We start from the raw sequence: 25,725 nt of genomic DNA on the forward strand, positions 1-25,725 counted from the left end.
CAATTCACCAGCGCTAACTGCACTTGATCGACAGGGACATCTGGAAGATGACAAAGACCGCCCGCCAAGGGCCGCAACCCGGCACCGAGGAGACGAAGCCCAAGCTGTCACCGGCAGCCAGGCGCTTCGCCAACGCCACCAGTACCTCCACTGGCGCCATGCTCGCCAAGATCATCCTGGTGGCGATCGTCGATGCGACCGCGCTCTTCGCGGTCTTCACCGCACTGGGGCGCGAAGCCTGGGCGATCGCCACGGTGATCGCGGCCATTACCGTGCTGATCAACGTGGTCTACTTCAAGCGCGGATGGCTGCCGGCAAAGTACCTGCTGCCGGGCACCATCTTCCTGCTGATCTTCCAGGTCTTCGTGATCGGCTACACCGGGTATATCGCCTTCACCAACTACGGTTCGGGGCACAACTCGGATAAGGATGACGCGATCAGCGCGCTGCTGCAATCCAACCAGAACCGCGTCGAGGGATCAGCCGGCTACCCGGTGTCCATCCTCGAGGGGCAAGACGGGCTGGCGATGCTCATTGAGCGCGATGGCCAGCAGCTGCTCGGCGATGCGGATGATCCTTTCGTCCCGGTAGACCCCGCTGGCCTGGGGGACTACTCCGAACTGGCTTTCGCCGATTTGCTGGGCCGCCAGCAGGAGGTCACCTCGCTGGCCGTTCCATTCACCGAGAACCCGGCAGATGGCACCGTGCGCACCAGCGATGGCCGCACCGCCTACCAGTACACGTCCTCCATCAAGCATGATGAAGCCGCGGACACCATGACCGATCAGCAGACCGGCGTGGTGTACCGGGACACCGGCGTGGGCGCGTATACCGCGCAAGACGGCTCGCAGCTGATGCCCGGCTGGTCCATCAACGTGGGCTTCGAGAACTTCACCCGTGCGGTCACCGATTCCTCGATCCGCAACGCCCTGTTCTCTGTCACCGTGTGGACCTTCGCCTTCGCCTTCCTGTCGGTGGCGACCACCTTCTTCCTCGGGCTGTTCCTGGCGATTGTCTTCAACGACCTGCGCATGAAGGGGCGGAAGGTCTACCGCGTCATCTCGATCCTGCCTTACGCATTCCCTGCGTTCCTGGGCGGGCTGGTCTGGGCCGGCATGCTCAACCGCGACTTCGGGTTCGTCAACCAGGTGCTCCTGGGCGGAGCGCAGATCCCTTGGCTGACCGACCCGTGGCTGGCGAAGTTCTCCGTGCTCTGGGTGAATCTGTGGCTCGGATTCCCGTACATGTTCCTGGTCTGCACCGGGGCGCTGCAGTCCATTCCGAATGAACTCTCCGAAGCGGCCACCATCGACGGGGCGAAGCCGTTCCAGATCTTCCGGTTGATCAAGCTGCCGCTGCTGCTGGTCTCGGTGGCTCCGCTGCTGATCAGCTCCTTCGCCTTCAACTTCAACAACTTCAACGTGATCTACATGCTCACCGAAGGCGGGCCGCGCATGCAGGATGCAGGACTGAACGTGGGATCCACCGACATCCTGATCTCCATGGTCTACAAGGTGGCCTTCGTTGGCTCCCAGCGCGACTATGGGCTGGCCAGCGCCTTCTCCATCATCATTTTCGTGATCGTCGCGATCATCTCGATTATCAGTTTCAAGCAGACCAAGGCACTGGAGGAGCTGAACTAATGAGCACCGAAATCACCGGCAGGCCGGTAGCCGGCGCACCCAAGGGACGCGCGGGGCGCCAGGGCCTGGGCAAATGGTTCGCCTCCACCGGCTGGCGCCACCTGATCGGCGTGGCCCTGTGCATCTATGCGGCCTTCCCGCTGCTCTACGTGCTCTCGGCCTCGCTGAACCCCAATGGAACCCTGCTGTCTTCCAATGGATTGTTCACCACCATCGGCTTCAACAGCTATGTGGAGCTGTTCCAGAATCAGCAGCGTCCCTTCGGCGCCTGGTTCATCAACACCTTGGTGATCGGCCTGACCACGGCGGCCGCTTCGGTGTTCCTCGGCGCCTTGGCTGCCTACAGCTTCTCGCGGATGCGCTTCACCGGCCGCCGCGTGGGCCTGGTCAGCTTGCTGATTGTGCAGATCTTCCCGCAGCTGCTGGCCGTAGTGGCAATCTTCATCCTGCTCACCTCGCTGGGAGATGTCTTCCCGGTCTTGGGCATCGATAACCAGATCGCATTGATCATGGTGTACCTGGGCGGGGCACTGGGTGTGAACACCTATCTGATGTACGGCTTCTTCAACACCATTCCGGTGGAAATCGATGAAGCGGCGAAGATCGATGGTGCTGGCCATGCCCGCATCTTCTTCACCATGATCCTGCGCCTGGTGGCACCGATCCTGGCCGTCGTGGGCCTGCTGTCCTTCATTTCCAGCACCTCGGACTTCGTGATCGCCTCGGTCATCCTGGTCTCCCCGGAGAACCAGACGCTGGCTGTGGGACTGTACTCCTACGTCTCGGAGGAATTCACCTCCAACTGGTCGGTCTTCGCTGCCGGTGCGGTACTGGCAGCGATCCCGGTGATGGCATTGTTCCTGTTCTTGCAGAAGTACATTGTCGGCGGCCTGACCGCCGGCGCAGGCAAGTAGCCCGCAGCAACTGACCGCTTCGGGCAGATGGGGCAACGCCACTGGCGTTGCCCCATTTTGCCTGCGTCAGCCCATGGGCCGGAGCACGTAGAGTAAAAGGCATGAAGCCCTACTTGCCGCGCGCCGCCCGCAACTACTTGGAGCAACTTCGCCGTGCGCTGGATTTCTTGTCTTTGCAAGAACGCAACGAAGTCATTGAAACCACCAAGCAGGAGATTCTCCGCCTGCCTGGCGGCGGACGCCGCAAGAGCGATTTGATCCGCTTGCTCGGCGAGCCTGCCTCGCGCGCGCTCAAATTCGAACGCCATGAGCCCGAAGCCCTGGAAGTGGGCAGCGGCAAGTACTTCTTGACGCGTATTCTGGCGTGGCCAATTTTCGCTCTCGCACTGCTGACCCTGATGGTGGTGCTTTTCGCCCCGCCGCAAGCCGCCTTGGCCAACGAACAGAGCTTCGGCTTTGTTGCCGGGGGAGTTGGCGGGCTGCTGGGGCAACTCGAATTGCTGATCGGATCCCAGCTGATTTGGCTGGCGTTCATTCCGGTCATCCTCAGCCTGGTTCCCTTGTGGCTGCCCAATAGTGCCGGCACCACCATCCACATCCTCGGGGCTGTGATCATGACCGTTATCTGCGCGGCCGGTGGCGGACAGCTCTCGCTCTTCTTCATTCCGGTGACCGTGCTGCTCTGGGCACAGGTTTTCACCCCGCTGCTGATGATGCGCGGTTCCATGGCAAGCCCCGGGCCCGGCTGGCTGGTGTGCGCGGCGGTGCTGCTGATCCTGGTCCTGGGGTATGCCAGCTACCAAGGCCTGGCCAGCTTCAGCGCTGCGCCATGGCTGATCCTGGCTCCGGCCGCGCTGCTGGCCGTGCTGGCGATGCTGTTGCCCTTCCGCTGGAAGCTGGCTCATATTGCGCTGGTCGCAGCCGGCCTGCTGGTGATGGCCGCTGGATTCGTCGCTGCGCTGCCAGGAACCTACGGGGCGGTCCTGGCCTGGCCGTGGCTGGCTGGCGGCATGAGCTTCGCCGTAGGACATCTCGCGCTAGCTGCCGGCATGTGGCACGAACGAGCCAGGAAATTGCTGGCCCTGTTTTAGGAGTTTCAATACTTGTAGGCGCTTAATGGGAATTTACAGAGAAAATGCGTATATCCTCGTGACATGGCCGAGAATAAGGAAAATTCCTCTCCTGAACCGACAAAACGTGGTCGCGGGCGCCCGCGCAAGGACTCTGAATTCCAGTCCCTGAGCAAAGAGCAGCTGGCCCAGAAGGCTCTGGAAATCGCCGGTGCCGAGGGCTACGACGCGCTGACCATGCACCGTCTTGCGGCCGAATTCAATGTCACCCCGCGGGCGTTGTACAACTACGTGGCGGATCGCCAAGAAGTCATCAACCTGGCGGTGGGGCGCTTCATCTCGATCAATCCGCTGATCGAGTTCGACTGCAACGACTGGAAGCTCGGGGTGACCGAAGCGTACAACGCGACGCGCCGGGCCTACCGGGCCTACCCCCGGGCCTCGCAATTGACGCTCGACGAAAAGCTCAAGGTGGAGCCCGGCCCGTTCCGCAATGAATTGATGGAACGGATCCTCGCCTTCTTCGTGGATATCGGGCTGACGCTCAAGCAGGCAGTGGCCATGGTCCGCGCCCTGGAACGGGATGTCCTGGGTTTCGTGATGCATGTGGATTACTACTATGACCGCCGCTCGAAGGACAGCCCGGACTACGTGAGCTCGCTGGTGCCGGTCCAATTGCTTGACGCCTACCCGGAAGTTCCGACACCGCTGGCACGCCAAGCGCTCGAGCTGCCGCAGCAGGACAGCGATGACCTTTTCGGGGAAGTCGTCGAGTTGCGGTTGCTGGCTATTGCGCAGATGCTCGAGCTCAACCGGGCCGCCGAAGACCACAAAGAGTGAAATAAGCACCTCGACAGGGAATATTAGCCAGCTGGCCAACGCTGTAGGTTGAAGGACCGCAGGATTGTGCGGCCTGGAATTCGTTTGAAAGTTGGCCCATGTCCCAGAGCAAGCCGCATCCGGTACCAGTTGCTGAAGAACTCTCGGCCGGAGCACGATGGCGATTGCTGGGCGTGCTGCTGGCAGCGATGTTCATGTCGCTGGTTTCGGTCAGCATCGTCAACGTGGTTCTTCCTGCCATCGGTTCCACCCTGCACGCCACCGAAGCGGACCTGCAGTGGGTATTGGCCGGATATGCGCTGACCTTCGGCGTGGTGCTGGTTGCTGCCGGACGCGCCGGCGACCTGCTGGGCCGTGGCGTGATGTTCGTGGCGGGTTTGGCGATCTTCACAGCCGCCAGCATCCTCGCAGGGCTGGCCGCGGATCCACTGGTATTGAACATTGCCCGCTTCATCATGGGCGTTGGCTCGGGCCTGCTCAACCCCCAAGTGATGGGCATGATCCAGCAGCACTTCCGTGGCGCGGCCCGTGGCCGGGCCTACGGGCTGCTGGGCACCGCCGTCGGCTTCTCGGTAGCTATTGGGCCGGTGCTGGGCGGATTGCTGATCAACTGGTTTGGCGAAGACGCCGGCTGGCGCGCCACCTTCTTGATCAACGTCCCGGTCGGCGTGCTGGCTATTGTCCTGGCGCTGCTGTGGCTGCCCAAGCCGCTGTTCAACAAGCCAGCGGGCAAGGTGGATCTGGACCCGGTTGGCGGCCTCCTGCTGGCGGTTGGCATTTTCGCCCTGCTCCTGCCATTCGTCCAGGGCCGCGAAACCCCATGGCTCTGGTCGCTGCTGGCCTTGGCAGTGCTGGTCATGGTGCTCTGGGTCTGGTGGGAGAAGAAGTACAAGAAGCTCGGGCGCGAACCAATGGTGGAATTGGCCCTGTTCAAGATCCGCAGCTTCACCAACGGCACGCTCATTGCGGGCCTGTACTTCATGGGTGTTTCCAGCGTCTGGGTGCTGGTGGCCATTTACGTCCAGCAATCCCAGGGTTTCAGTGCCCTGCAGGCAGGGCTGATCTGCCTTCCCGCGGCCCTGCTCTCCGCCTTCAGCTCCGACATCGCCGGACGCTATGTCATGACCGTGGGGCGAAAAATGGTCATCGGCGGCATTCTCAGCGCCCTGTTCGGCCTGCTGGCCACCATTGCCGTGGTGGTCCTGGAGGATCGCGGGCTGCTGAACATCTGGTGGATGCTGCTTTCGCTGGCCTTCATCGGCGTAGCCCAGGGCTTCATTATTTCGCCTAACCAGGCGCTGACCCTCATGGAAGTTCCCGTGGCCAACTCCGGCAGTGCCGGCGGCTTGATGCAGACTTCCCAGCGCGTGGGCACTGCGGTGGGCATTGCGGTGATTACCGCTGTCTTCTACGGCATGAACCACGTAGCCGGGTATTCGATCGCCATGGCGCTCTCATTCGCTGCCATTTCCCTCTTGGTCCTGGCCACCTTGCTGGTCGGTATCCTTGATCTGCGCCATAGCCATGCTGCCCGCAGCAAGCCAGTTGCCGAAGAAGTCGTTCCCGTCAGCACCGGCGTGCAGCGTACGGTGACCGGGGCAATCGAGGTTGTCGGGCCGAAGGAGCCTACCCAGCCAGTAGACTCCCAGCCGTAATCCGGTACTGGCCAGCGGGTGGGCCGAAGACCTAGGCTGGGGGATATGAAGCGATTCTTCCTGCGCACCGCGGCACTGTCTTTGGCTTTCGGTGTTGCCGCCTGCGGGGCGACCCCGGGCGAGCCGGGCGCCAGCCAGCCAACTGAAAGCGAGACCAGCGTGATACTCCAGGATCCGGTCGGCTTGTGGGGCAGCAAGGAGCAAGGCCAGCCGTGGCTGGAGCTTGCCGAAGACGGCAAGATCACCGGCAGCGATGGCTGCAACCGCCTCGCCGGTACCTGGAGTGCATCTGAAGACCTGGAATTCGCCGCGCTGGCTTCGACCAAGATGTTCTGCGAAGGCGTGGATGACTGGCTCTCGCGCGCTGCCTCCGCCAAGCTGGAGGACGGCGAAAAGATGCTTGTCCTTGACGCAGACGGGAAAGAGCTAGGAACCCTTGCCTTTGGTGGCAAGGGATCCTAGCTCTTTGCTGCTTCAGCCTGAACTATGCGCTGACGCGGTAACCGGAGATCATCGGGCACTCGAAAGGATCCCGGGCCGATAGCCCGACCTTGTTCAGGTAGGTGATCACCTGTGCGTAGGATTCGCGGACACTGGCCACGGTGTACGGCACCTGGTGCTCGTCGCAGTACTGGCGCACGATGCGCGAGACGCCGGCCAGGTTGGCGCGCGGCATGGACGGGAACAGGTGGTGCTCTACCTGGTAGTTCAATCCGCCGTAGACGTGGGAGAGCACGCGGTTTCCCCAGCTGGACTTGGCCATGACATTGCGTCCGGTCAGTACCTGGCGGGAGAAGAAGTCGATGCGAGCGTCCTGGGGAACCATCGGCATGCCCTTGTGGTTCGGGGCGAAGGAGGCACCCATGTAGACGCCGAAGACTGCCAGCTGCACGCCGAGGAAGGCGAAAGCCATGCCCACTGGCAGGAAGTAGAACACGATCGCCAGGTAGATGGCGATGCGCAGTGCAATGCCGGTCATCTCGCGCTTGCGGTTCTTGACCCGGCCGGCCTTGAACAGGTACTTGATCGAATGCATATGCAGATTCAAGCCCTCAAGGGTGAGCAGCGGGAAGAACAGGTAGCCCTGGCGGTTGGTGATCCACTTGAGCAGGCCGCGCTGGCGCTTGGCGTCCTCGGTCTGGAAGGAGATGGTGTCCCACTCGATGTCCGGATCCTTGCCCACGGTATTGGGGGTGGCGTGGTGCTTGTTGTGCTTGTTCATCCACCACTGGTAGCTGATGCCCACGACGATATTGGCCAGGAACTGGCCCAGCTTGTCATTGCGCTTGTGCGAAGCCAGGATCTGGCGGTGTGCCGCCTCGTGCGCCAGGAACGCGAATTGGGTGAGCAGCAGGCCCAAGGCTGCGGCCATCAGCAACTGGAACCAGCTGTCGCCCAGGAGGATGAAACCGGTAACGGTACCGGCTAGCAGCACCGTCAGCACGATGCCCAACCCGAGATAGTGCCCGCGGCGGCGGCCGACCAGTCCAGCTTCAGTGACCAGCTTCTTGACGTGGAAGAAGCTCTTGGGGTCGCCCGGCTTGACCGTTGGCCCTTGGGGATGGAGTGTTGCAGTGCTGCTCAAGAAAATATCCTTGGGTACTAGGCGTCGACCTCGCAGTCGAAAGAACTGAAAAACTCGGCTCCCATAGTGCCAATCCTACGTTGGATAGCTGTGAACTTGCCAGTGCAATAAGTGCCCAAGTGAGGCCCTAGAAATGGGCCGTTAGTTGACCCTGTGCAACTTCCCATCGGGCGTCCAGTCGCACATTCTCCAGCAAGCGCCGATCATGGGTGACCAGCAGCAGTGCTCCGGTGTACGCTTCCAGGGCTTCTTCGAGCTGTTCGATGGCCGGTACGTCCAGGTGGTTGGTCGGCTCATCGAGCACCAGCAGGTTCACCCCGCGGGCCTGGAGCAGCGCCATGGATGCGCGGGTTCGCTCGCCGGGGGAGAGCGAATCCACCAGGGCCGAGGACTGGTCGGCCTTCAAGCCGAACTTGGCAAGCAGGGTGCGCACCTCCGCGGCGGAGTACTCGGGCACTTCCAATTCGAAGGCTTCGCCCAGTGGCAGGTCGCCGGGCAGCTGGGTGCGCGCCTGGTCGATTTCTCCGATATTCACCGAACTGCCCAGGGATGCCGAGCCGCTGTGCGGGGCCAACTTGCCCAGCAGCAGGTTCAGCAAGGTCGACTTGCCTGCTCCGTTCGGGCCGGTGATGCCAATTCGGTCCCCGGCGTTGACCTGCACCGAAACCGGTCCGAAAGCGTAGTCCCCGTGGGATACCGAGGCCTCGTTGAGCGTGCACATCACCGAGGACCCGCGCTCAGCCGCGGCGATGGAGAACTGCAGGACCCATTCCTTGCGCGGTTCGGCCACTTCGTCGAGCCGGGCGATGCGCGATTCCATCTGGCGCACCTTGGCGGCCTGCTTTTCCGAGGACTCGGAGTTGGCCCGGCGGCGGATCTTGTCATTGTCCGGCGCCTTGCGCATGGCGTTGCGCACGCCTTGCGAGGACCATTCGCGCTGGGTGCGGGCGCGGGAGACCAGATCCGCTTTCTGGTTCTCGAACTGCTCGTAGGCCTCACGGGCATGGGTGCGGTTGATGGCCCGTTCGGCAAGGTACGAGTCGTAGCCGCCTTCATAGGTGGCTACCTGGTTCTGGGCCAGGTCCAATTCGATGATGCCGGTGGTGCAGCGGGAGAGGAACTCGCGGTCATGCGATACCAGGATCACCGGCGCGCGCAGGGAATTGATGAAATGCTCCAAATGCTCCAGGCCCTCGAGATCGAGATCATTGGTCGGTTCATCGAGCAGCACCACATCGAAGCGGGAGAGCAGCAGGGCTGCTAGAGCCACGCGGGCTACCTGGCCGCCGGACAGGGCAGTCATCTCGGTTTCTACCGGGAGAGTGAAACCGAGCTTGGCCAGCACCTCGGGGATGCGGTCTTCCAGATCCATGGCGCCATAGGCCATCCAGTGGTCGAATGCAACGGTGTAGGCGTCGTCCGCACCGGGCTTGCCGCTGCCAAGTTCTTCGGCGGTGGATTCCATGGCGGTGGTGGCGGCGGCGCAACCGGTGCGGCGGGCCAAATACGCGGTGATGGTTTCACCTGGAATGCGCTCGTGTTCCTGGGGCATCCAGCCGATGAACGCAGAATCCGGGGCGGTGCTCACCGTTCCGGCCTGCGGGGCCGCGGCCCCGGCAAGCAGCGAGAGCAATGTGGACTTGCCAGCGCCGTTGGCACCCACTACGCCGTAGACATCACCGGGTGCGGCGGTGAAGTTCAGATTCGAGAAGAGGGTTCGGTGGGCGTGGCCGCCAGTCAGGTCCTTGGCCACGAGCGTTGCAGTCATGGCTCCAATTCTAGTTCCAGTCGGACGCGGAATATTTCCGGTGTGCCCTAGGCAATACCGGGCGAGAGTATTAGTCTATTAGCATGCATGCAGATAATAAGATTTATGCTCCGGATCCTTCCTCGGATTTCGTGGAGCTGGCCGCGGAAGTCTTCGGCTTGCTGTCCGATGCCACCCGGATCCGGATTGTGCTGCATCTGCGCCGTGCCGGTGAGCTCTCGGTCAACGCGCTCGCGGAACTGGTCGAGAAGAGCCCTTCGGGGGTATCCCAGCACCTGGCCCGTTTGCGCATGGCGCGCATGGTGACCACGCGCCAGGACGGAACCAAGGTCCTGTACAGCCTCACCGATGAGCACCCGGCGCGCCTGGTCAGCGAAGCGATCAAGCAGGCGGAGCATTCGGTATCCAACGGCCAGCTGCCGCTGCACCACGAAGCCCCGCAAGGCTAGCGGCAAAAGATACGGGAGTCGGCAAAGATGCTCGCAGTACTCAGGGACCAGGCGTACGCCAAGCTTTTCAGCGCCCAGATGATTGCGCTGCTGGGCACGGGCCTGCTTACCGTTGCCCTGGGCCTGCTGGCTTTCGATATTGCCGGCAGCAACGCGGGATTAGTGCTTGGGCTGGCTTTGACTGTGAAGATGGTCGCCTATGTGGCCGTTGCTCCTGTGGCCAATGCCCTGGTTTCCCATATTCCGCGCAAACCCGTGCTCATCGGGTCCAACATCATTCGTGGACTAGTGGCGCTCTGCCTCCCATTCGCCAGCGAAGCGTGGCAGATCTATGTGCTGATTTTCGTACTGCAATCAGCATCGGCGACCTTCACCCCCGCGTTCCAAGCGGTCATTCCCTCGATCCTGCCCGATGAGCGGGATTACACCCGGGCCTTGTCGCTGTCGCGGCTGGCCTATGACATGGAGTCGTTGGCCAGCCCGATGCTGGCGGCCGCGCTGCTGACCGTCACCAGCTACCACAACCTCTTCGCCGGGACCGTGCTCGGCTTTGCCGCGTCTGCTCTGCTTGTTGCCGCGACGCGCTTCCCGGCGATCCCGCCGCCCCAGAAGTCGCTCTTCTTCCATCGCCTCACCGGGGGAACCCGGGCATTCTGGGCGGCACGGGAACTGCGCAGCCTGATGGCGCTGAATCTGGTGGTCGCCGCGATCTCCGCCATGGTCATCGTCAACACAGTGGTGCTGGTGAAGGGGGATCTGGGCCGCTCGCAGGTGGATGTGGCGCTGCTGCTCGGAGCATACGGTGCAGGTTCGATGGCGGTGGCACTGGGCATGCCGGGGTTGCTGGAGCGATTCGAAGACCGCAGCGTGATGCTCGCCGGCGCCGTGATGATGCCGCTGCTGCTGTTCATCGGTGCCGCTGTGATCGGCTGGGGCGAGGGTTCTGGCCAATGGGCCGGGCTCCTTGGCCTGTGGCTGGCCCTGGGTGCGGCGACCGCAACTATCCTCACGCCCTCGTCGAGGCTGCTGCGCCGCAACAGCACCGAGCAAAACCGCCCCGGTGTTTTTGCCGCGCAATTTTCCTTGTCCCATGCATGCTTCTTGCTGACCTATCCGGTGGCCGGCGCCCTGGGCGCTTCGATCCGCCTGTGGGGTGCGGCTCTGGTCCTGGTCGGCATCGGAGTGGTCGGTACGGTGCTGGCATTTGCCTCGTGGCGCCCGGAAACGGTTTCGGCGCACCAGGCTGATCCGATACCCAACGCCAATTCTTGAGCTGTCGTCTTCGGGATTTATGCGCGGCTGCACGGCAACAGGCCGGTGGATCGTGTTCCAAGTACCGTGCAGCGGCGGAGCGGTGCGCTCATCCTGCCACCGCCGGTCGGCCAATTACTAGCTGGCGAGGCACGGGCGCCGATGACAAGATGGTTGCCGTGTCTCGCGGGACGGTGAGATGAATCCACTTATTTCAAAAAGTTCTTGCTGTGTTGTGGCTCACTTGCTACAGTCTTACCGCTAAAAGGGATTCCGATCCCATTCAGTGGGAACACTTACCTTCAGATTAACATGAAAAGGGGTCATTCTGATGGACGATCAGCTGAACCTCGGCGAGAACAACCTTCCGTTAGCAGGCGTGCGCGTGCTGGAACTTGGAAACTTCATTGCTGCTCCCTTCGCTGCCCGGATCTTTGGCGATTTCGGCGCTGAAGTAATCAAGATCGAGCGACCTGATGGGGGAGATGAACTGCGCGACTGGCGCAAGGCCCGCGGTGAAACCTCCATGCTCTTCCGCACTATCGCGCGCAACAAGAAATCTGTCGAGCTCGATTTGCGCAGCGAGCTAGGTGCGAGGGCAATTAAGGAAATCATCAGGACCACAGATGTGCTGATCGAGAATTTCCGTCCTGGCACTTTGGAAAAGTGGGGGCTTGGCCCTGAGGTGCTCAGTGTAATCAACCCTGAACTGGTGATCGTGCGTATCTCGGGCTACGGTCAGACTGGACCCTATAAGGACCGCGCCGGATTCGGCAGTTCTGCTGAATCATTTGCCGGATTGCGCTACATCACCGGCGAACCCGACCGTCCCGCAGGACGGGCCGCCGCCTCCTTGGGTGATACCGTCGCAGGTCTCTACGGAGTCATCGGCGCCTTGATGCTGATGCTCAACAAGGCCAAGGGAGGGAGCAACCAGGAGCAGAACGTCGTCGATGTGGCACTGTACGAAGGTGTCTTCTCGCTGCTCGAATCACTGGTCCCGGACTACGATGCCTACGGCATGGTCCGCGAGCGTACCGGCGGCCGGCTTCCAGGAGTGGTGCCTACCGGCTCCTATACTTGCCAGGATGGCCTGGAGGTGGTTATCGGAGGGAACTCCAACTCGGTATTCACCAGGTTGATGCGCGCTGTCGGGCGCGAGGACCTGGCCAACGACCAGTCCCTTTTAACCACCGAGGCTCGCGGTTCCCGCGAGGCAGAGCTCAACGGAGCCATCGAGGCATTCACCGGATCCCTGCCGCTGCCGCAGGTGCTCGACGCGTTGGATGCGGCCGGGGTTCCGGCGGCTCCGGTCTACGACGCTGCCTCCATCGCCCAGGACGAGCACTACCTTGCCCGCGGCATGATCGAGACCCACGAAGTGAAGGTCGACCAGGAGCCCGAACTGATCCGCTTCCCGGGCGTGGTGCCAAGGATTCCCGGCCACCAGGGCGAGGTCAAGTGGGTCGGCCCGGACCTGGGGGAGCATACAGAGGAAGTCCTCAAGGACCTGGCTGGCTTCGATGAAGGGCAGATCCGGGCCATGGGCAACAAGGCGGTGAAATGATGCGGATCGAAATCACCGACGTGTTCTTGCGTGACGGATTGCAGGACGAACCGGTCATCGTTTCCACGGCCGACAAGGTGAAGATCGCCCGAGCCACCATGGACGCAGGTGTCGAGCGCATGGAGATCGCGTCATTCGTCAACCCGAAGCGCGTGCCGCAAATGGCCGACGCCAGCGACGTGTTGTCCGCGCTGTCCATGGAATCCAGGGTGCGTTTCACGGTCCTGGCCCTGAACGGCCAGGGCATCGCCCGGGCGGCAGCTGCCGGAGCGCGCGAAGTCCAGGTGGTGGCGTCGGCCAGCCAGGCGCACAGCAATGCCAACGCCGGTGCTGGCATCGAGAAGTCACTGGCCTCGCTCGCGGGCGATGTCGCAGCCCACCCGGAAACCGGATTCCACGCCGGGATCTCCACCGCCTTCACCTGCCCCTACGAGGGCGAGATCGACCCCTCTCGTCTCCTGCAACTGGTACGCGCCTTCAAGTCCATGGGCATCACGGACATCGGGCTGGCTGACACCCTCGGAACCACGCCACCGCAACGCCTGATCGACAGCGTGAAGCACATCCAGGACGCTGAACCCGACCTGGCCTACTCGTTGCACCTGCACAATGCCCACGGCCTGGCCCTGGACACGGTGAAATTGGCCATCGATGCGGGCATTACCCGCTTCGATGCCGCACTGGGCGGCTATGGGGGCTGCCCATTCGCTCCGGGCGCGGCAGGAAACCTGTCCACAGAAGAGCTCGTGGATTTTCTGCACGCCGAAGGGCACATCACAGGAATTGATCCTTCAGGGCTCGCAAAGGCCACCGATCTGGCCCGCGCAACGATCTCCAACGCACCACCTGTCCAAACAGATTCCCTCTCCATCCACTAGGCAACCAGGCCTGCCTTCACGGCTGGCCATGCAACGGCCTTCCGCGCAAAGACGCCGGTAGCCTTGCAAGCCACGAAACATCGGGAGAATACGATGTCAAAGACCAACCAGGAAGCCCAGCTTCCGCGTTCCATCCAGGGTGAAGACCAAGACCTTCTGCGGCGGCTGAACGAAAAGGCCCAGCTGCCCAAGGGCGCCCACCACGCCAACCCCCGGCACTTCGCCATCTCGGGCCTGCCGATCTGGCTTTACCTGACCATGGCCGCAGTAGTGCTCATCGCAGCCGTGACCGGCAAGCTTCCCGGCGGCATGTTGCCAGGCTTCGCCGTCGCGATGCTGCTGGGCGGCCTGCTGATCTGGTTCGGCAACCTGTTCCCGATAGTCCGTGACTTCGGGCTGCCGACGATCCTGTGCACCTTCGTCCCGGCGCTGGTGATGTTCTACGGGTTCATGCCGGAGGCGATCATTACCGTGGTCACTGACTTCATCACCACCCACGGGTTCCTTGACTTCTTCGTGGCTGCGGTGATCGCCGGCTCGATCCTCGGCGCGCCGCGCGCCCTGCTGCTCAAGGCAGGTCCGCGCTTCGCGATCCCGCTGGTTTCCTGCATCCTGATCTCCTTTGCTGCAATCGGACTGATCGGAGCCGTAGCAGGATTCGGTTTCTGGAACGCGATGCTCACCGTAGCGGCCCCGATCATGGCTGGCGGCCTGGGCCTGGGGGCGGTGCCGATGAGCGAAATGTACGGCGCCCAGACCGGGCAGGATTCCTCGGCATTCATGGGCGACCTGATGTCGGCTGTGGTCGTCGCCAATGTCTTCTGCATCCTCTTCGCCGGAATCCTCAACGGACTGGGCAAGCGCAAGCAGCTGTTTATCGGCTTCAGCGGCAACGGCGACCTGATGCGCGTGAAGGGAACCAGCAAGGAGCTGTCCAACCCGCCCAAGCGCACCATGGCGAGTTTCCTCACCTTGGGCAAGGGACTGGTGCTGACGGCAGGGCTCTACGTGCTGGGGGAACTGCTCGGCGGGTTCTTCGCATTCCTGCATCCCTACGCCTGGATGATCATCGTCGTGGCCGCGCTGAAGATCTTCGGGTTGCTGCCCAAGGATATCGAGGAAGCCACCACCGACTGGGGCGAGATGATCACCTCGGTGCTGGTCCCGGCGCTGCTGGTGGGCGTGAGCATTTCCTACATCGACATCAACGAGGTCTTGGCTTCGCTGGGCGACCCGATGTTCATCGTGCTGGTGGTCATTACCGTGCTGATCGCCGGACTGAGCGCCGGAATTGTGGGCTGGCTGCTGAAGTTCAACTTCGTCGAAGCGGCCATCACCCCGGGCCTGGTCATGGCCGACACCGGCGGTTCGGGCGACGTGTCGGTACTCAGCGCGTCGGAGCGCATGCACCTGATGCCGTTCGCGGCCCTTTCCAACCGCATCGGAGGGGCCTTCGTGCTCTTCTTGACTACACTGCTGGTGCCATTCATGGGCTAGCGAACCGCGGCGTGCTCGCCAAGGATCCGGTCCACGCATCGATGGCGGGGCCGGATCCTTTTGGTGATTGCCGGGGTGGCGCTACCTCTGGTCGCTGAAGGCCGCGGAGATCCTCGCTGCGGTGCCCGCTACCAGCTGGCCGTGATCGGTGCCGGGGGAGACTTCGCATCGCGAGAGCGGCATGGCCAGGCAGATCGAAGCAATGATGTGATCACTCTGGAGTACCGGTGCGCTCACCGATCCCAGCCCGGGAGTGCGCAGCCCCACGGATTCCACCCAGCCGTGGCTTTCGATCGAGGCCATGGCCTCCTGGTCGAAGGCCAGCAGCCGTCCGCTGGAACCATGCGGCAGGGCGAGGCTTGCTCCTGGGGGCAAGGTCGCCTTCAATTCGTGCCGGGAATCCACGAAGCTGATGCAAACCCGATGATCGCCGCGGCGAATCCATAGTTGCGCCGTCTCACCGGTCGCATCGCGCAGTTCGGTGAGGTGTCCGAGTCCGACCAGTTCAAGCCGGCTGCGCACGAACCGCCTCCCCAGGCTGTAGTTGCCCGACGGCTCGCGCTTGAGGAAGTCGTACTCGACTAGGCTCAGTGCCAGCCGGTGGGCGGTGGAAGTGGACAGTCCGGTTTGGCGGGCCAGCTCGCTGGCCGTTGCATCACCGAATTCGAGCGCGTCGAGGAGCTGGCAGATGCGTTCCAGCTGCCGATTGGTCGTGGGTTCAGTCATGGAGCGGGCCTTTCAGGGTAACGGGTAAACGGGCGGTGGCGTGGTCGGTGCTCGGGGATTGAATCAGTGATTCCTACTGTATGGGAAGTGGATTTCGCTGGCCAGTAATGAATACTGCCCTGGGGTCTAGTGATCCTCGATACGTACTGATATTGTATTCCCGCTGAATAGCAATTGAATCCCACTACATAGGAATATCAGGAGGTTGTCATGGCCAATTACAGGATTACGGTCATTCCCGGTGACGGGATCGGGCCGGAAGTCGTCGACTCGGCGCTGAAGTTGCTCGGAGAGGTCCAGGAGCAGTTCGGGTTCACCCTTGACTACGTCACCTACGATTTCTCAGCTGACCTGTACCGGCGCACCGGGCGCAAGATCACCGCTGCCGACATGGACGAGATTGGAAAGAGCGACGCAGTGCTCTTCGGGGCCATGGGGCTGCCCGACGTGCGAGACGAAGAAGGCCTGGAACTTGGAGCGCAGGTCGAGATGCGCGCCCACTACAAGCTGTTCGCCAGCCTGCGTCCGGTCAAGCTCTTCAAGGGTGTTCCGAACGCGGTACGGGCTGAGAACATAGACATGCTGGTGATCCGTGAGACCTCCGAGGGCATGTTCGCAGGTCTGCACGACAAGCATGAACCCAGCGATGTGGAAGCCACCGACCGGATGACCATCACGCGGGCGACCTGTGAAACGCTCTTTGCTGAGGCCTTCGACCAGGCCCGGTCCCGCCGCAAGCGCGGTACCCCCGGCCGGGTGACCCTGCTGCATAAGTCCAATGCCCTGCGCAGCAACGTGCTGATGGAAAAGGTCTTCGACGAAGTCGCAGCGAAGAATACCGACATCGATAGCAGCAAGTACTATATTGACGCCGGTTCGATGTACATGGTGACTGATCCGGGGCGGTTTGACGTGATCGTCAGCGAGAACATTTTCGGCGACATCACTTCGGAAATTGCCGCCGGTCTAGTTGGCGGACTGGGCGTGGCACCTTCGGCTGATGTGAGCCGGACCCACGGGGTCTTCCAGCCGTCGCATGGCAGCGCGCCGGATATCGCCGGCACTGGCAAGGCCAATCCCACAGCAATGATCCTCTCTGCCGCCATGATGCTCGACTGGCTGGGAGAAAAACGCGAGGATGAAGCGCTCGTCTGCGCTGCACGCAGCATTAACTCCGCTGTCCAAGAGGTGCTCGCCACCGGTCCGCGCTCGGCCGATCTGGGCGGGAATGCCAGCACCGGGGAAGTGACCGACGCGGTACTCCGCGCCCTGCAAGCCTCCGCAAGTATCCCGGCCGGATCCTGAAAGGATAATCATGACCTGGAAAGTCCTATTCATCAACCCATTAAATGACTACATCGACGGCCTGAAAGCATCGACTCCCGAAGGGTTCGAGCTGGTGGTATTGCCAGCTGGCACCAGCGTGGAGGAGCTGGTAGCCGAGGCAGCTGACGCAGACTTCATCATTTCGGGCATCGAGGTCCCCGAAGAAGTCTTCCGTGCAGCCACCCGCGCGAAGTTCATCCAGTACATGAGCTCGGGTTACGGCCAGCTGCCGTTGGGGGTGCTCAACGACCTGGGCATTCCCGTGGCGCAAATGAAAACCCATTCGATCTCGGTGGCCGAGCACGCGGTGAGCCTGATCCTTAACTTGTTGCGCCGTATTCCGTCCTCGATGCAGCTTTTGCGCGAGGGCAAATGGCGCCAGGACCTGGATGAAGCCTCCTATGCGGAACTTTATGGCAAGACCGTGGGAATCGTAGGCCTGGGAAATATTGGGCGTTGGATTGGCAAGGTGGTGCACCATGGCTTCGGTGCCAACGTCGTCTACTACGACACTGCCCAGATCCCGCTGACAGTGTCCGAGCTGATCTCGGCACGGGCGGTGTCATTGGAGACTTTGATGCGCGAATCCGATGTTGTCTGCGTAAGCCTTCCGCTGAATCAGGGGACCGGCAAGCTCATTGGACGCGAGGAACTGGCCATGATGAAGGCGTCCGCCGTGCTGGTCAATGTCGGTCGCGGCGAGGTCATCGATGAAGAGGCATTGATTGACGCCTTGCGCACCGGGAGCATTGCCGGTGCCGGGCTGGATGTCTTCGAACTGGAGCCGCTGGAACTGGGAAGCGAGCTATTGAGCCTGGACTCGGTGATCTGCACGCCCCATATGGCGGGGGTGGGCTGGGAGAATGTACAGCGGAGGCTGGCCACAGTTTGGGACAACATCGATGCCGTCTTGCGCTCAGAAGTTCCTCTTGGGGTGGTCACCGAAACCAAGCGCGTCCCGATAAGCGGTGCCGTAGGTTGATCCGCCGGTTGGCCAGGCCTGTCTATCCTGAACAAGATGACCGGCTTGGCTGACTAGGTCCTGGGACCTCACCGCGCGGAGCGCAGCATTTCCAGGACCTGGTCCTGGCCCACTTGCCCGAAGTCCTCGTAGAAGGCTCCGACGGCAGTGAAATTTTCCGGGGTGAGCAGTTGGCAGATGCCATTGACCCCGGGTGCCAATTCGGCAGCCGTTCCAGGCGAAGCCACCGGAACTGCCAGCGTGATGGAGGCGGGAGCCAGGCCCTGGATAAGATCCAGCGCGGCCTTCATCGTGGCGCCCGTGGCCATTCCGTCATCGCAAAGCAGCAGGTCGCGCCCGGCCAGATCGGGGCAGTAGTCCTTGAAGGTGCTGGCCAGGGCCAGCAGGTCGGCACCGGCGCCGCGTTCTACGGATTCGAGTTCGTCCTTGCCGAAATACTGCAGAGCCCGGCGGTAGATCGCCTCGTTGATGTGGCGAGCGCTGCCAGTCCCGTACCGGGCAATGGCGCCGAATGCCAGTTCGGGATTGCGGGGCACTCCTAGCTTGCGCACTGCCACCGCGCCCAGGGTGGCCCCGAGGGCCTTGGCCACTTCATGGGCAATGGGCACTCCGCCGCGCAGCAAACCCAGCACGGTGTATTCGCCGGCGGGCAGCAGGGTGGACAGCTTCATGCCCAGCGCGGCGCCGGCATGGCTGCGGTTTTCGAACACTGTTCTACTGCCTGTTGCCATAGTCCAAGTCTTGCCCAATGGCGCCCGATTGCAAGGGGACTGCGGGAAATTCATGCATTCCGAGTTCTACGCGGTGATCAGGTCCCGCCGCCGGAAGCCGGTGGCGCCCAGGGCAATGAGGGTCACTGCCAGCAGGCTCAGGCCGCCCACCGCGGTCCAGTCAATTTCAGCGGCCGGATACTGGCCGATATGCAAGAATACCGAGGAGTCCAGAACCGGTTGGTCCAGCTGCAGCATTTCGCCGAAGAACCCGAGCGCCGAGCAGTAGGCGAACACGGCCCAAGCCAGGGCTGCCAGCCGTGGCAGGAACCCGTAGAGCGCGGTAGCCAGTCCCGCCAGCACCCAGACGGACGGAGTTTGCACCAAGTGGCCGAGGGTTGCCCGGGCCAGCAGGGTCCAGTCGCCGGTGGACAGCCCGGACCCGATGCCGTTGCCGACCCCGCCGAGCAGCATCAGCCACAGCGAGCCCAGGACCGTGACCAGTACCCAGGAAGCGAGCCACCCGGCGCGCGAGACGGACGCGGCTAGGATCGGCTCGGCGCGCACCGCCTGCTCCTCGCCACGCAGGGAAAGAATCGAAAGGATCGCGAACACTGAGACCAGGATGGCGAGGTACAGACCCATGAAGCCCAGATAGCCTTCAACCATGCCTTGGGCGCCGCCGAAGACCGCCAGCAGCTCTTCGGGCATGCCCGCGGCATTTTCGGCCATCGGCTGCACGAACGCGCCAAAGACTATGCCCGAGAGCAGCAGCGCGAAGGACCACCAGGCCAGCGCCGAGCGCTGCAGCCTGAAGGCCAGTGCCAGCGGGCTGCCCAGCCAGCCCGGGGCGCGTTGGCCGCCGGACCGGTCCGGCAGGATCCCGGCGGCCAGATCGCGCCGGGACTGCAGCGCGAACCCGGCTAGCGAAAGCAGCACGGCGGCGGTCAGCGAAAGCAGCAGCGGCCACCACCGGTCCAGCACCAGCGGTGCGGTGTGCTGGGACCAACCAAAGGCGGAAAGCCAGGACAGCCAGGAAAGATTCCCGCCTTGCGCAGCGGACATGTCGCCCAGGCCGCGGGTCATGAAACTGGCAGCGAGTACAGCCCCGGCCAGCCCGGAAGTCGCTCGGGAGTAAGCCGAGAGCTGCACCGCCAGCGCTGCCACCGCGCAGAAGACCAGGCCCACGGCGGCGACGCCGCAGGAGAACAGGAAGGCAGAGGGTGCCGGTGCCTGGGCCGGGGAGGCCATGAAAACCAGGGCCATGAGCACGGCCAGCGCCAGGTTCATCAGGATCGCCAGCGCCAGGGCGGCGGCCAGCTGCGCGTGCCGGCCCACGGCATTGGCGCGGATCAGCTCTGCGCGCCCGCTCTGCTCCTCGGCGCGCGTGTGCCGGGAGATGGTGGTGATGCCCATCAGCCCAGCGCCGATCATGAGGAATACTCCGTACATCCCCACCAGGAACCGGCCCAGGGTGATCGCCTCAAAGCCGTAGCCAGGCCCGCCGATCAGCGCCATCACCGGATTCGCGGCGAAGGCGGCGAAGGTGGCCAGCGACTGCTCGTCGAGCACCAGTCCCAGCGCATTGGCGAAATAGGCCAGCATCAGCGACAGGCCCAGAACCCATGCCGGGAAGCGGATGCGGTCCCGGCGCAGCATGAAGCGCAGCAGCTGCCCGGTTCCGGCCAGCGAACCGTTGCGGCTATTGGCCGTGGTTTGCCGATGTGCCGGGCTCATAATGCGCTCCGGTGCATTTCATCGCCGTAATGGCGCAGCAGCAATTGCTCCAGGGTTGGCGGGGTAGCGGTCAGCGATTGCACGCCGTGGGCGGCCAACTCGCGCATCACCGCATCGAGCTGCGGGGCATCGACGCTGAAGCGCAGCTGCCCGCCTTCCTCACGCAGGTCGTGGATCCCCTCCCGGCTGGACAGCGAAGCCAGCGGCAAGCTGGTCTGCACGCTGATGGCGGTGCGCTTCAGGTGGCGCAGCTGTCCCAGCGTGCCTGATTCGACGATCTTCCCCTTGCGGATGATCGAGATGCGGTCGGCCAGCGCCTCGACCTGGGCCAGGATGTGGCTGGAGAGCAGCACCGTGCGCCCGGCATCCTTGGCCTCGCCGATGAGCTGCTGGAATACCGCTTCCATCAGCGGGTCAAGCCCAGCGGTGGGCTCATCGAGCAGCAGCAGCTCGGCATTAGAGGCCAGGGCCGAGATCAGTGCGACCTTCTGGCGGTTGCCCTTGGAGTAGGTGCGGCCCTTCTTGCGCGGATCCAGGTCGAAACGCTCGATCAGCTCGTTGCGGCGCTTTTTATGGGCCCCGCCGCGCAGCCGAACGAACAGGTCGATGGCTTCGCCCCCGGTCAGGTTGGGCCACAGTTCCACATCGCCGGGCACATACGCGATGCGCCGGTGCAGGGGCACCGCGTCCTTCCATGGGTCCCCGCCCAGCAGTCGAACGGTGCCCGCATCGTGGCGCAGGATGCCCAGCAGGATGCGGATGGTGGTGGATTTGCCGGCCCCGTTGGGACCGAGGAAGCCATGGACTTCGCCCGGGGCGACGTCCAGATCCAGGCCATCCAGGGCCCTTGCCGAGCCGAAGTTCTTGGACAGCCCGGCAATGCTGATCGCCGGGGCTGAACCGGTGGGACGAGGAGTAGTTTGCATGCTCAGCCTTCCTTCTTCTCGGGGACGGATTCGATGAATCCGTGCTGGTAGAGCCCGAAGAGGTAGGGCGTGAGCCGGGCCATCGATCCGGCCAGGTCCGCGGTGCCCAAGGCATGGCGGATGCGCGGTTCAAGCAGCATCGGGGCCAGTGCCAGCATGGCGATGGCGGTGGACTGGGCACGGCGGTCCTCGGCCTGGCGCAGCGTGTAGCCGGCGAAGCCCTCCTCGATGATCTGCTCGATGGATTCCACGTAGTGGTCGAAGAAGCGCTGGCCCTGTTCGGAGGGGTCCAGCAGCGATTTGAGCAGGTAGTCGGCATATATCCGCATCGGTCCCTCGCTGAGCATTTCGGCGACGACCAGCGGATTGCTGGTGGCGTTCGCCCGCTTCGTTTCGGTCAGCGTGGTGAACACATGCTCATCGCAGGCCGCGCGCAATTCGTGCTTCGATCCAAAATGGTGGATCACCAGGCCTGCGGAAACCCCGGCACGTGCCGCGATGGCCCGCACGGTGCTCTTGGCGAAGCCGTGGGCGGCGAACTGCGCGATGGCCGCTTCGCGGATGCGCTGCGCAGTTAGCGGGGCGGTATGCGGGGCACGCTTGGTTGAACACATGTTCAATATTGAACGCTTGTTCAGCCGGAGGGTCAAGAGGTGCAGGAAATTTCCGGAAAACGTTCGGCGGCGGGCTTGGGGGATCTTGGCAAGGAGCTATTCTCGGGCATCAGGGGAGCACGAATCCTTGGGGCGCGGGTGGAATCTGGGACTCCAGTGCTGCTAGAGACCCAGGAGGAATCGGGTGCGCTGGTATTTCTCGACCAACCGCTGCCGGGTAGCCTGATCCAGCTGGCTTGTGCGTTCCGGGTCGGTGTTATCGGCCAGGTCCGCTTCCTTGACCAGCAAGGCCAGCGCATTGCCGCGCACCCCGGCGCAATATACTTCCAGGCTCTGCCCGGGCCGCTTGCTCAGCAGTTCCACCGCCACGATGACCGTGTCGGGAATGCCGGCGGCACGCAGGTCCGCCGCGGAGACGTCGCAATCCTCGATCACATCATGCAACCAGGCGGCCGCGATGGCTTCTGCCGAACCCCCAAGGTCGCGGGCGTGCCCGGCCACTCGTGCCGGATGCCCGATATACGCGGCGCCGAGCTTGTCGACCTGTCCTTCGTGGGCGCCGGACGCGATGTCCTTGGCCGTATCGATCATCGATTTGTGCTCGCGCATAGTCCGCCTCGCTGGGTAGTTCCTGTCGAGTCCCACTCTACGCATGGCGGCCGGCATTTGGGCAGGAAGCGTGATCCTTGAACTTCCACGTGCCTGCAGAGTGCAGCCGGCCGGCCCGGCGAGACGGCAGTGGCGGTGGCAGGCATGCCATTGGCCGGTCCAGCAGCCGTTGCCGGACCGGCCCGGTGTCCCAGTGCGGAACTAGCTGGAGGCTCGTCCCAAGTTCTGGAACTTTTTCTGCCGGCGCTCCAACCGATCTGCCTCGGGAATGGCAAGGGCCAAGGAGATCTCCGCAGCAATAGCCGTTCCGAGTTCCTGGCAGAACTCGCGCGGCCGGGTGGCAGCGTCGTCGAACTCGTCCACCACGTGGTCCACCAGGCCAAAGTCGCACAGCGAAGCAACGCCGATCTTCTGCTGGCGGGCCATATCCGGGGCATGGCTGGTACTGCGGTGCATGATGGCGCTGGCGCCCTCGGGCGGCAACGGCGAGAGCCAGGAATTGCGGGCTGCGATGGTCCGGTCCGCCGGCAGCAGCGCCAGTGCGGCGCCGCCGGTACCTTGGCCGAGGAGCACCGACACCGAGGGGGACCGCAAGCCGATCAATTCGCTGAGCGAACGGGCAATCTCTCCGGCCAACCCGCCTTCCTCTGCCTGCACCGAGAGCTCGGCGCCGGTGGTGTCGATGATGGTGACCAGCGGCAGGCCGAGTTCCTGGGCCAGTTGCATCCCGCGGCGGGCCTCGCGCAGCGAGGCGGGCCCGAGGCTGGCCGTGTCCGGGTGCCGCGGCCGCTGCTGGCCGAGCACCACGCAGCGCTGTCCTGCGAACCGCGCCAACGCCAGCATCAGCCCGGGGTCTTTCTCTCCCTGTCCGGTTCCGTTCAAGGGCAGCGCGTCGTCAGCTGAGGCCAGCAGCATCCGGGTGTCCGGTCGGCGCGGGTTCCGGCTGGCTTGCACAGAGCGCCAGGCGTCCTCGTCCGCACTGCACGAGATGCTGCCCACCGGTGCCGGGAAAGCGCCGGAATCTTGTACGGGCTGCAGGATCTGCAGTGCCCGGTCCACGAGCTGCGGAAGGTCCTGCGGCGGGACAACCGCGTCGATCAAGCCCTTGCGGAACAGGTTCTCCGAGACCTGGACGCCCTCCGGGAAGTCCTGTCCGTAGAGCGCCTGGTAGACCCGTGGACCCAGGAAACCCAGTAGCGCCCCTGGTTCGGCAACGGTGATGTGCCCCAAAGAGCCCCAGGAGGCCATGACACCGCCGGTGGTCGGATGGCGCAGGTAGACCAGATAGGGAACTCCTGCCGCCTTGTGCCGGCGGACCGCATCGGTGATGGCGACCATCCCCAGGAAGGCCAAGGTGCCTTCCTGCATGCGGGTGCCCCCGGAAGCGGGCCCTGCCAGCAGCGGCAGTCCGGCCGCCGTTGCGCGCTCGATGGCCGCGACGATGCGCTTCACGGCGGCCTGCCCGATGGAACCGGCCAGGAAGTTGAATTCCGAGACGATCACCGCAACTTCGCGGCCCTGGATCAGTCCCTTGCCCGTGAGCACCGACTCATCGGTGCCGCTTTTTGCGCGGGCGGCATCGAGGTCGGCCGCATAGGATTCGCTGAGCTCGGGCTGCTGCGGCTGGCTGTCCCAGGACTCGAAGGAGTCTTCATCCAAGACGATGGACAGTAGCGCCGACGCGTCAATCCGTTGGGTTCTGGTGCTCATGACTGGTCTTCCTTCTGCTCTTCGAGCCAGCGGTCCACGTCCGCTGCATCAGCATTGAGCAGGGGCGGAGCGGTATGCGCCTTGCGGGTGGTCTCCTTGCTGGTGGCGGCATCGAAGAAACGCAGGGGAGGGCCGGGCAGGCTGACCCTGCCCAGCACTTCGTGCTCCACCTCCACGATGAGTCCTTGGGAGTGGACCTGGTCCCAGTCATAGACCTCCTCGATGGAGCGCACCTTTCCCGCTGGAATGCCGGCTGCGTCAAGGGAGTTGAGCAGCTGCGCCGCATCGTATGCGCTAAAAGCCCGTTCGATCAGCTCATTGAGCGCCGCGCGGTTCTCCACGCGCTGGGAGTTGCTGGCAAAGCGGGGATCCTCGGCGGGCAAGCCGAACCGGGAGGCGAAGGCCTGCCAGAGCTTTTCGCTGCCGATGCTGATCTGCACTTTCCCATCGGCACAGGAATACAGGCCGTAGGGTGCAATGGAGGGATGGTGGTTGCCGATGGCTTGGGGATTCTCCCCGGCCACGGTCTGCCGGGTGCCCTGGAAGGCATGGACCCCGATGATCGAGGCCAGCAGGGAGGTGCGGACCACTTGGCCGCGACCGGTCCTTTCGCGTTCCAGCAGCGCTGCCAGCGCCCCGTACGCTCCATACATCCCCGAGAGCAGATCCGCGATGGGCACCCCGACCTTCTGCGGATCCTCCGGGCCGGGGCCGGTAATGGACATCAGCCCGGCCTCGCCCTGCAGGATCTGGTCGTAGCCGCTGCGGTGGGATTCGGGGCCGTCGTGCCCGAAGCCGGTAATGGACAGGATCACCAGCCGCGGATTCAATTCATGGAGCACCTCGACGCTGAAGCCGAGCCGGTCCAGCACACCGGTGCGGAAGTTCTCCATGAGCACATCCGAGTTCCTGACCAGCTCGGCCAGCTTGGCTTGGTGCGCGGAATCCTTCAGGTTCAGCGCAACAGACTGCTTGTTGCGATTGCATGACAGGAAGTAGGTGGCCTGCCGGTTGTCTTCCGGCCCGACGAAGGGTGGGCCCCAGCCGCGGGTGTCGTCCCCGGTGCCCATCGCTTCGATCTTGATGACCTTGGCACCCAGGTCGCCCATCATCATTCCGGCATGAGGCCCGGCCAGTGCACGGGTCAGGTCAAGGACCACGTAGCCGCTCAGGGGGCCGGTGCCGGTGGCCAGGGTTTCTTCGGGTTGGACTGTAATCGAGCTCAAGAGATACCTCCTAGGAGTGGAAAGATTGGCGGTTCCGCTGGT

The 25,725-nt window shown here is 63.3% G+C and carries 23 protein-coding genes; 13 read left to right on the top strand and 10 right to left on the bottom strand.

The window, feature by feature from the left end:
* Window positions 1-47: 47 nt before the first annotated feature.
* The 6 genes from ACIOTL_RS15065 (at window position 48) to ACIOTL_RS15090 (ending at window position 6,584) form a co-directional block, all read left to right on the top strand.
* Window positions 48-1,643 (top strand): ABC transporter permease subunit, encoded by a 1,596-nt coding sequence (locus tag ACIOTL_RS15065; protein ID WP_400343314.1) that lies wholly within the window; start codon window positions 48-50, stop codon window positions 1,641-1,643.
* Complete coding sequence (locus ACIOTL_RS15070) at window positions 1,643-2,557, top strand: sugar ABC transporter permease (RefSeq protein ID WP_105658448.1); 915 nt, start codon at window positions 1,643-1,645, stop codon at window positions 2,555-2,557. The genes ACIOTL_RS15065 and ACIOTL_RS15070 overlap by 1 nt, the downstream gene beginning before the upstream one ends.
* Before the next feature lie 101 nt (window positions 2,558-2,658).
* Window positions 2,659-3,648: a hypothetical protein gene (locus ACIOTL_RS15075; protein ID WP_332595165.1), complete on the top strand. Its 990-nt coding sequence runs from the start codon at window positions 2,659-2,661 to the stop codon at window positions 3,646-3,648.
* A gap of 63 nt (window positions 3,649-3,711) precedes the next feature.
* Window positions 3,712-4,467 carry a TetR/AcrR family transcriptional regulator gene (locus ACIOTL_RS15080; protein ID WP_105662609.1) on the top strand — a complete coding sequence of 252 codons (756 nt, stop codon included), beginning with the start codon at window positions 3,712-3,714 and terminating at the stop codon, window positions 4,465-4,467.
* Between the two features lie 98 nt (window positions 4,468-4,565).
* Window positions 4,566-6,122, top strand: coding sequence for an MFS transporter (locus ACIOTL_RS15085; RefSeq protein WP_332488224.1), 1,557 nt, complete (start codon window positions 4,566-4,568; stop codon window positions 6,120-6,122).
* Window positions 6,123-6,167: 45 nt separating this feature from the next.
* Window positions 6,168-6,584 (top strand): META domain-containing protein, encoded by a 417-nt coding sequence (locus tag ACIOTL_RS15090; RefSeq protein WP_105658452.1) that lies wholly within the window; start codon window positions 6,168-6,170, stop codon window positions 6,582-6,584.
* Between the two features lie 22 nt (window positions 6,585-6,606).
* On the opposite strand, the gene ACIOTL_RS15095 is transcribed toward ACIOTL_RS15090, so the two are convergent.
* Both ACIOTL_RS15095 and ACIOTL_RS15100 read right to left on the bottom strand, forming a co-directional pair.
* Window positions 6,607-7,707 carry a fatty acid desaturase family protein gene (locus ACIOTL_RS15095; protein WP_400290833.1) on the bottom strand — a complete coding sequence of 367 codons (1,101 nt, stop codon included), beginning with the start codon at window positions 7,705-7,707 and terminating at the stop codon, window positions 6,607-6,609.
* A gap of 127 nt (window positions 7,708-7,834) precedes the next feature.
* Window positions 7,835-9,475, bottom strand: coding sequence for an ABC-F family ATP-binding cassette domain-containing protein (locus tag ACIOTL_RS15100; protein WP_400343317.1), 1,641 nt, complete (start codon window positions 9,473-9,475; stop codon window positions 7,835-7,837).
* Window positions 9,476-9,558: 83 nt separating this feature from the next.
* On the opposite strand from ACIOTL_RS15100, the gene ACIOTL_RS15105 reads away from it, so the two are divergent.
* From ACIOTL_RS15105 to ACIOTL_RS15125, 5 genes are all read left to right on the top strand, one after another.
* Entirely contained in the window at window positions 9,559-9,924 is a 366-nt protein-coding gene (locus ACIOTL_RS15105; RefSeq protein WP_105658020.1) for a metalloregulator ArsR/SmtB family transcription factor, read from the top strand.
* A 27-nt stretch (window positions 9,925-9,951) separates the two neighbouring features.
* Entirely contained in the window at window positions 9,952-11,196 is a 1,245-nt protein-coding gene (locus ACIOTL_RS15110; protein WP_400343319.1) for an MFS transporter, read from the top strand.
* Between the two features lie 310 nt (window positions 11,197-11,506).
* Window positions 11,507-12,742, top strand: a complete 1,236-nt coding sequence (locus tag ACIOTL_RS15115; protein WP_105661063.1) for a CaiB/BaiF CoA-transferase family protein — start codon at window positions 11,507-11,509, stop codon at window positions 12,740-12,742.
* Complete coding sequence (locus ACIOTL_RS15120; RefSeq protein ID WP_286134517.1) at window positions 12,739-13,620, top strand: hydroxymethylglutaryl-CoA lyase; 882 nt, start codon at window positions 12,739-12,741, stop codon at window positions 13,618-13,620. The genes ACIOTL_RS15115 and ACIOTL_RS15120 overlap by 4 nt, the downstream gene beginning before the upstream one ends.
* A 93-nt stretch (window positions 13,621-13,713) precedes the next feature.
* Window positions 13,714-15,117 (top strand): 2-hydroxycarboxylate transporter family protein, encoded by a 1,404-nt coding sequence (locus ACIOTL_RS15125; protein WP_105661065.1) that lies wholly within the window; start codon window positions 13,714-13,716, stop codon window positions 15,115-15,117.
* An 81-nt stretch (window positions 15,118-15,198) separates the two neighbouring features.
* Here ACIOTL_RS15125 and ACIOTL_RS15130 read toward each other — a convergent pair whose 3' ends face one another.
* Complete coding sequence (locus tag ACIOTL_RS15130) at window positions 15,199-15,843, bottom strand: IclR family transcriptional regulator (RefSeq protein WP_400343321.1); 645 nt, start codon at window positions 15,841-15,843, stop codon at window positions 15,199-15,201.
* A 210-nt stretch (window positions 15,844-16,053) separates the two neighbouring features.
* On the opposite strand from ACIOTL_RS15130, the gene ACIOTL_RS15135 reads away from it, so the two are divergent.
* Window positions 16,054-17,148 (top strand): isocitrate/isopropylmalate dehydrogenase family protein, encoded by a 1,095-nt coding sequence (locus ACIOTL_RS15135; protein WP_105661067.1) that lies wholly within the window; start codon window positions 16,054-16,056, stop codon window positions 17,146-17,148.
* Window positions 17,149-17,158: 10 nt separating this feature from the next.
* Window positions 17,159-18,151 (top strand): NAD(P)-dependent oxidoreductase, encoded by a 993-nt coding sequence (locus ACIOTL_RS15140; RefSeq protein WP_400343323.1) that lies wholly within the window; start codon window positions 17,159-17,161, stop codon window positions 18,149-18,151.
* Between the two features lie 68 nt (window positions 18,152-18,219).
* Here the strand turns inward: ACIOTL_RS15140 and ACIOTL_RS15145 are convergent, their stop codons facing one another.
* From ACIOTL_RS15145 to ACIOTL_RS15175, 7 genes are all read right to left on the bottom strand, one after another.
* The gene (locus ACIOTL_RS15145) at window positions 18,220-18,882 is read right to left on the bottom strand and encodes a phosphoribosyltransferase (RefSeq protein WP_400343325.1); all 663 of its coding nucleotides are present in this window, start codon (window positions 18,880-18,882) and stop codon (window positions 18,220-18,222) included.
* A gap of 66 nt (window positions 18,883-18,948) precedes the next feature.
* Complete coding sequence (locus ACIOTL_RS15150) at window positions 18,949-20,598, bottom strand: ABC transporter permease (protein WP_400343327.1); 1,650 nt, start codon at window positions 20,596-20,598, stop codon at window positions 18,949-18,951.
* Window positions 20,595-21,524, bottom strand: coding sequence for an ABC transporter ATP-binding protein (locus ACIOTL_RS15155; protein WP_400343328.1), 930 nt, complete (start codon window positions 21,522-21,524; stop codon window positions 20,595-20,597). Before ACIOTL_RS15155 ends, ACIOTL_RS15150 begins: the two co-directional genes overlap by 4 nt.
* 2 nt (window positions 21,525-21,526) lie before the next feature.
* Entirely contained in the window at window positions 21,527-22,138 is a 612-nt protein-coding gene (locus ACIOTL_RS15160) for a TetR/AcrR family transcriptional regulator (protein WP_400343330.1), read from the bottom strand.
* Between the two features lie 162 nt (window positions 22,139-22,300).
* The gene (locus ACIOTL_RS15165) at window positions 22,301-22,747 is read right to left on the bottom strand and encodes an HD domain-containing protein (RefSeq protein WP_400343331.1); all 447 of its coding nucleotides are present in this window, start codon (window positions 22,745-22,747) and stop codon (window positions 22,301-22,303) included.
* Window positions 22,748-22,948: 201 nt separating this feature from the next.
* Window positions 22,949-24,457: a carboxyl transferase domain-containing protein gene (locus tag ACIOTL_RS15170; protein WP_400343333.1), complete on the bottom strand. Its 1,509-nt coding sequence runs from the start codon at window positions 24,455-24,457 to the stop codon at window positions 22,949-22,951.
* Window positions 24,454-25,683 (bottom strand): CaiB/BaiF CoA transferase family protein, encoded by a 1,230-nt coding sequence (locus ACIOTL_RS15175; RefSeq protein WP_400343335.1) that lies wholly within the window; start codon window positions 25,681-25,683, stop codon window positions 24,454-24,456. The genes ACIOTL_RS15170 and ACIOTL_RS15175 overlap by 4 nt, the downstream gene beginning before the upstream one ends.
* Window positions 25,684-25,725: the final 42 nt, after the last annotated feature.

This window comes from Glutamicibacter sp. NPDC087673 (genome assembly GCF_044743255.1).
GTDB lineage: Bacteria > Actinomycetota > Actinomycetes > Actinomycetales > Micrococcaceae > Glutamicibacter.

What these genes read in the sequence shown, in the direction of transcription:
- ACIOTL_RS15065 (WP_400343314.1), top strand. Translation starts at nt 48, where the DNA reads ATGACAAAGACCGCCCGCCAAGGGCCGCAACCCGGCACCGAGGAGACG.
- ACIOTL_RS15070 (WP_105658448.1), top strand. Translation starts at nt 1,643, where the DNA reads ATGAGCACCGAAATCACCGGCAGGCCGGTAGCCGGCGCACCCAAGGGA.
- ACIOTL_RS15075 (WP_332595165.1), top strand. Translation starts at nt 2,659, where the DNA reads ATGAAGCCCTACTTGCCGCGCGCCGCCCGCAACTACTTGGAGCAACTT.
- ACIOTL_RS15080 (WP_105662609.1), top strand. Translation starts at nt 3,712, where the DNA reads ATGGCCGAGAATAAGGAAAATTCCTCTCCTGAACCGACAAAACGTGGT.
- ACIOTL_RS15085 (WP_332488224.1), top strand. Translation starts at nt 4,566, where the DNA reads ATGTCCCAGAGCAAGCCGCATCCGGTACCAGTTGCTGAAGAACTCTCG.
- ACIOTL_RS15090 (WP_105658452.1), top strand. Translation starts at nt 6,168, where the DNA reads ATGAAGCGATTCTTCCTGCGCACCGCGGCACTGTCTTTGGCTTTCGGT.
- ACIOTL_RS15100 (WP_400343317.1), bottom strand. Translation starts at nt 9,475, where the DNA reads ATGACTGCAACGCTCGTGGCCAAGGACCTGACTGGCGGCCACGCCCAC.
- ACIOTL_RS15105 (WP_105658020.1), top strand. Translation starts at nt 9,559, where the DNA reads ATGCATGCAGATAATAAGATTTATGCTCCGGATCCTTCCTCGGATTTC.
- ACIOTL_RS15110 (WP_400343319.1), top strand. Translation starts at nt 9,952, where the DNA reads ATGCTCGCAGTACTCAGGGACCAGGCGTACGCCAAGCTTTTCAGCGCC.
- ACIOTL_RS15115 (WP_105661063.1), top strand. Translation starts at nt 11,507, where the DNA reads ATGGACGATCAGCTGAACCTCGGCGAGAACAACCTTCCGTTAGCAGGC.
- ACIOTL_RS15120 (WP_286134517.1), top strand. Translation starts at nt 12,739, where the DNA reads ATGATGCGGATCGAAATCACCGACGTGTTCTTGCGTGACGGATTGCAG.
- ACIOTL_RS15125 (WP_105661065.1), top strand. Translation starts at nt 13,714, where the DNA reads ATGTCAAAGACCAACCAGGAAGCCCAGCTTCCGCGTTCCATCCAGGGT.
- ACIOTL_RS15130 (WP_400343321.1), bottom strand. Translation starts at nt 15,843, where the DNA reads ATGACTGAACCCACGACCAATCGGCAGCTGGAACGCATCTGCCAGCTC.
- ACIOTL_RS15135 (WP_105661067.1), top strand. Translation starts at nt 16,054, where the DNA reads ATGGCCAATTACAGGATTACGGTCATTCCCGGTGACGGGATCGGGCCG.
- ACIOTL_RS15140 (WP_400343323.1), top strand. Translation starts at nt 17,159, where the DNA reads ATGACCTGGAAAGTCCTATTCATCAACCCATTAAATGACTACATCGAC.
- ACIOTL_RS15145 (WP_400343325.1), bottom strand. Translation starts at nt 18,882, where the DNA reads ATGGCAACAGGCAGTAGAACAGTGTTCGAAAACCGCAGCCATGCCGGC.
- ACIOTL_RS15150 (WP_400343327.1), bottom strand. Translation starts at nt 20,598, where the DNA reads ATGAGCCCGGCACATCGGCAAACCACGGCCAATAGCCGCAACGGTTCG.
- ACIOTL_RS15155 (WP_400343328.1), bottom strand. Translation starts at nt 21,524, where the DNA reads ATGCAAACTACTCCTCGTCCCACCGGTTCAGCCCCGGCGATCAGCATT.
- ACIOTL_RS15160 (WP_400343330.1), bottom strand. Translation starts at nt 22,138, where the DNA reads ATGTGTTCAACCAAGCGTGCCCCGCATACCGCCCCGCTAACTGCGCAG.
- ACIOTL_RS15165 (WP_400343331.1), bottom strand. Translation starts at nt 22,747, where the DNA reads ATGCGCGAGCACAAATCGATGATCGATACGGCCAAGGACATCGCGTCC.
- ACIOTL_RS15170 (WP_400343333.1), bottom strand. Translation starts at nt 24,457, where the DNA reads ATGAGCACCAGAACCCAACGGATTGACGCGTCGGCGCTACTGTCCATC.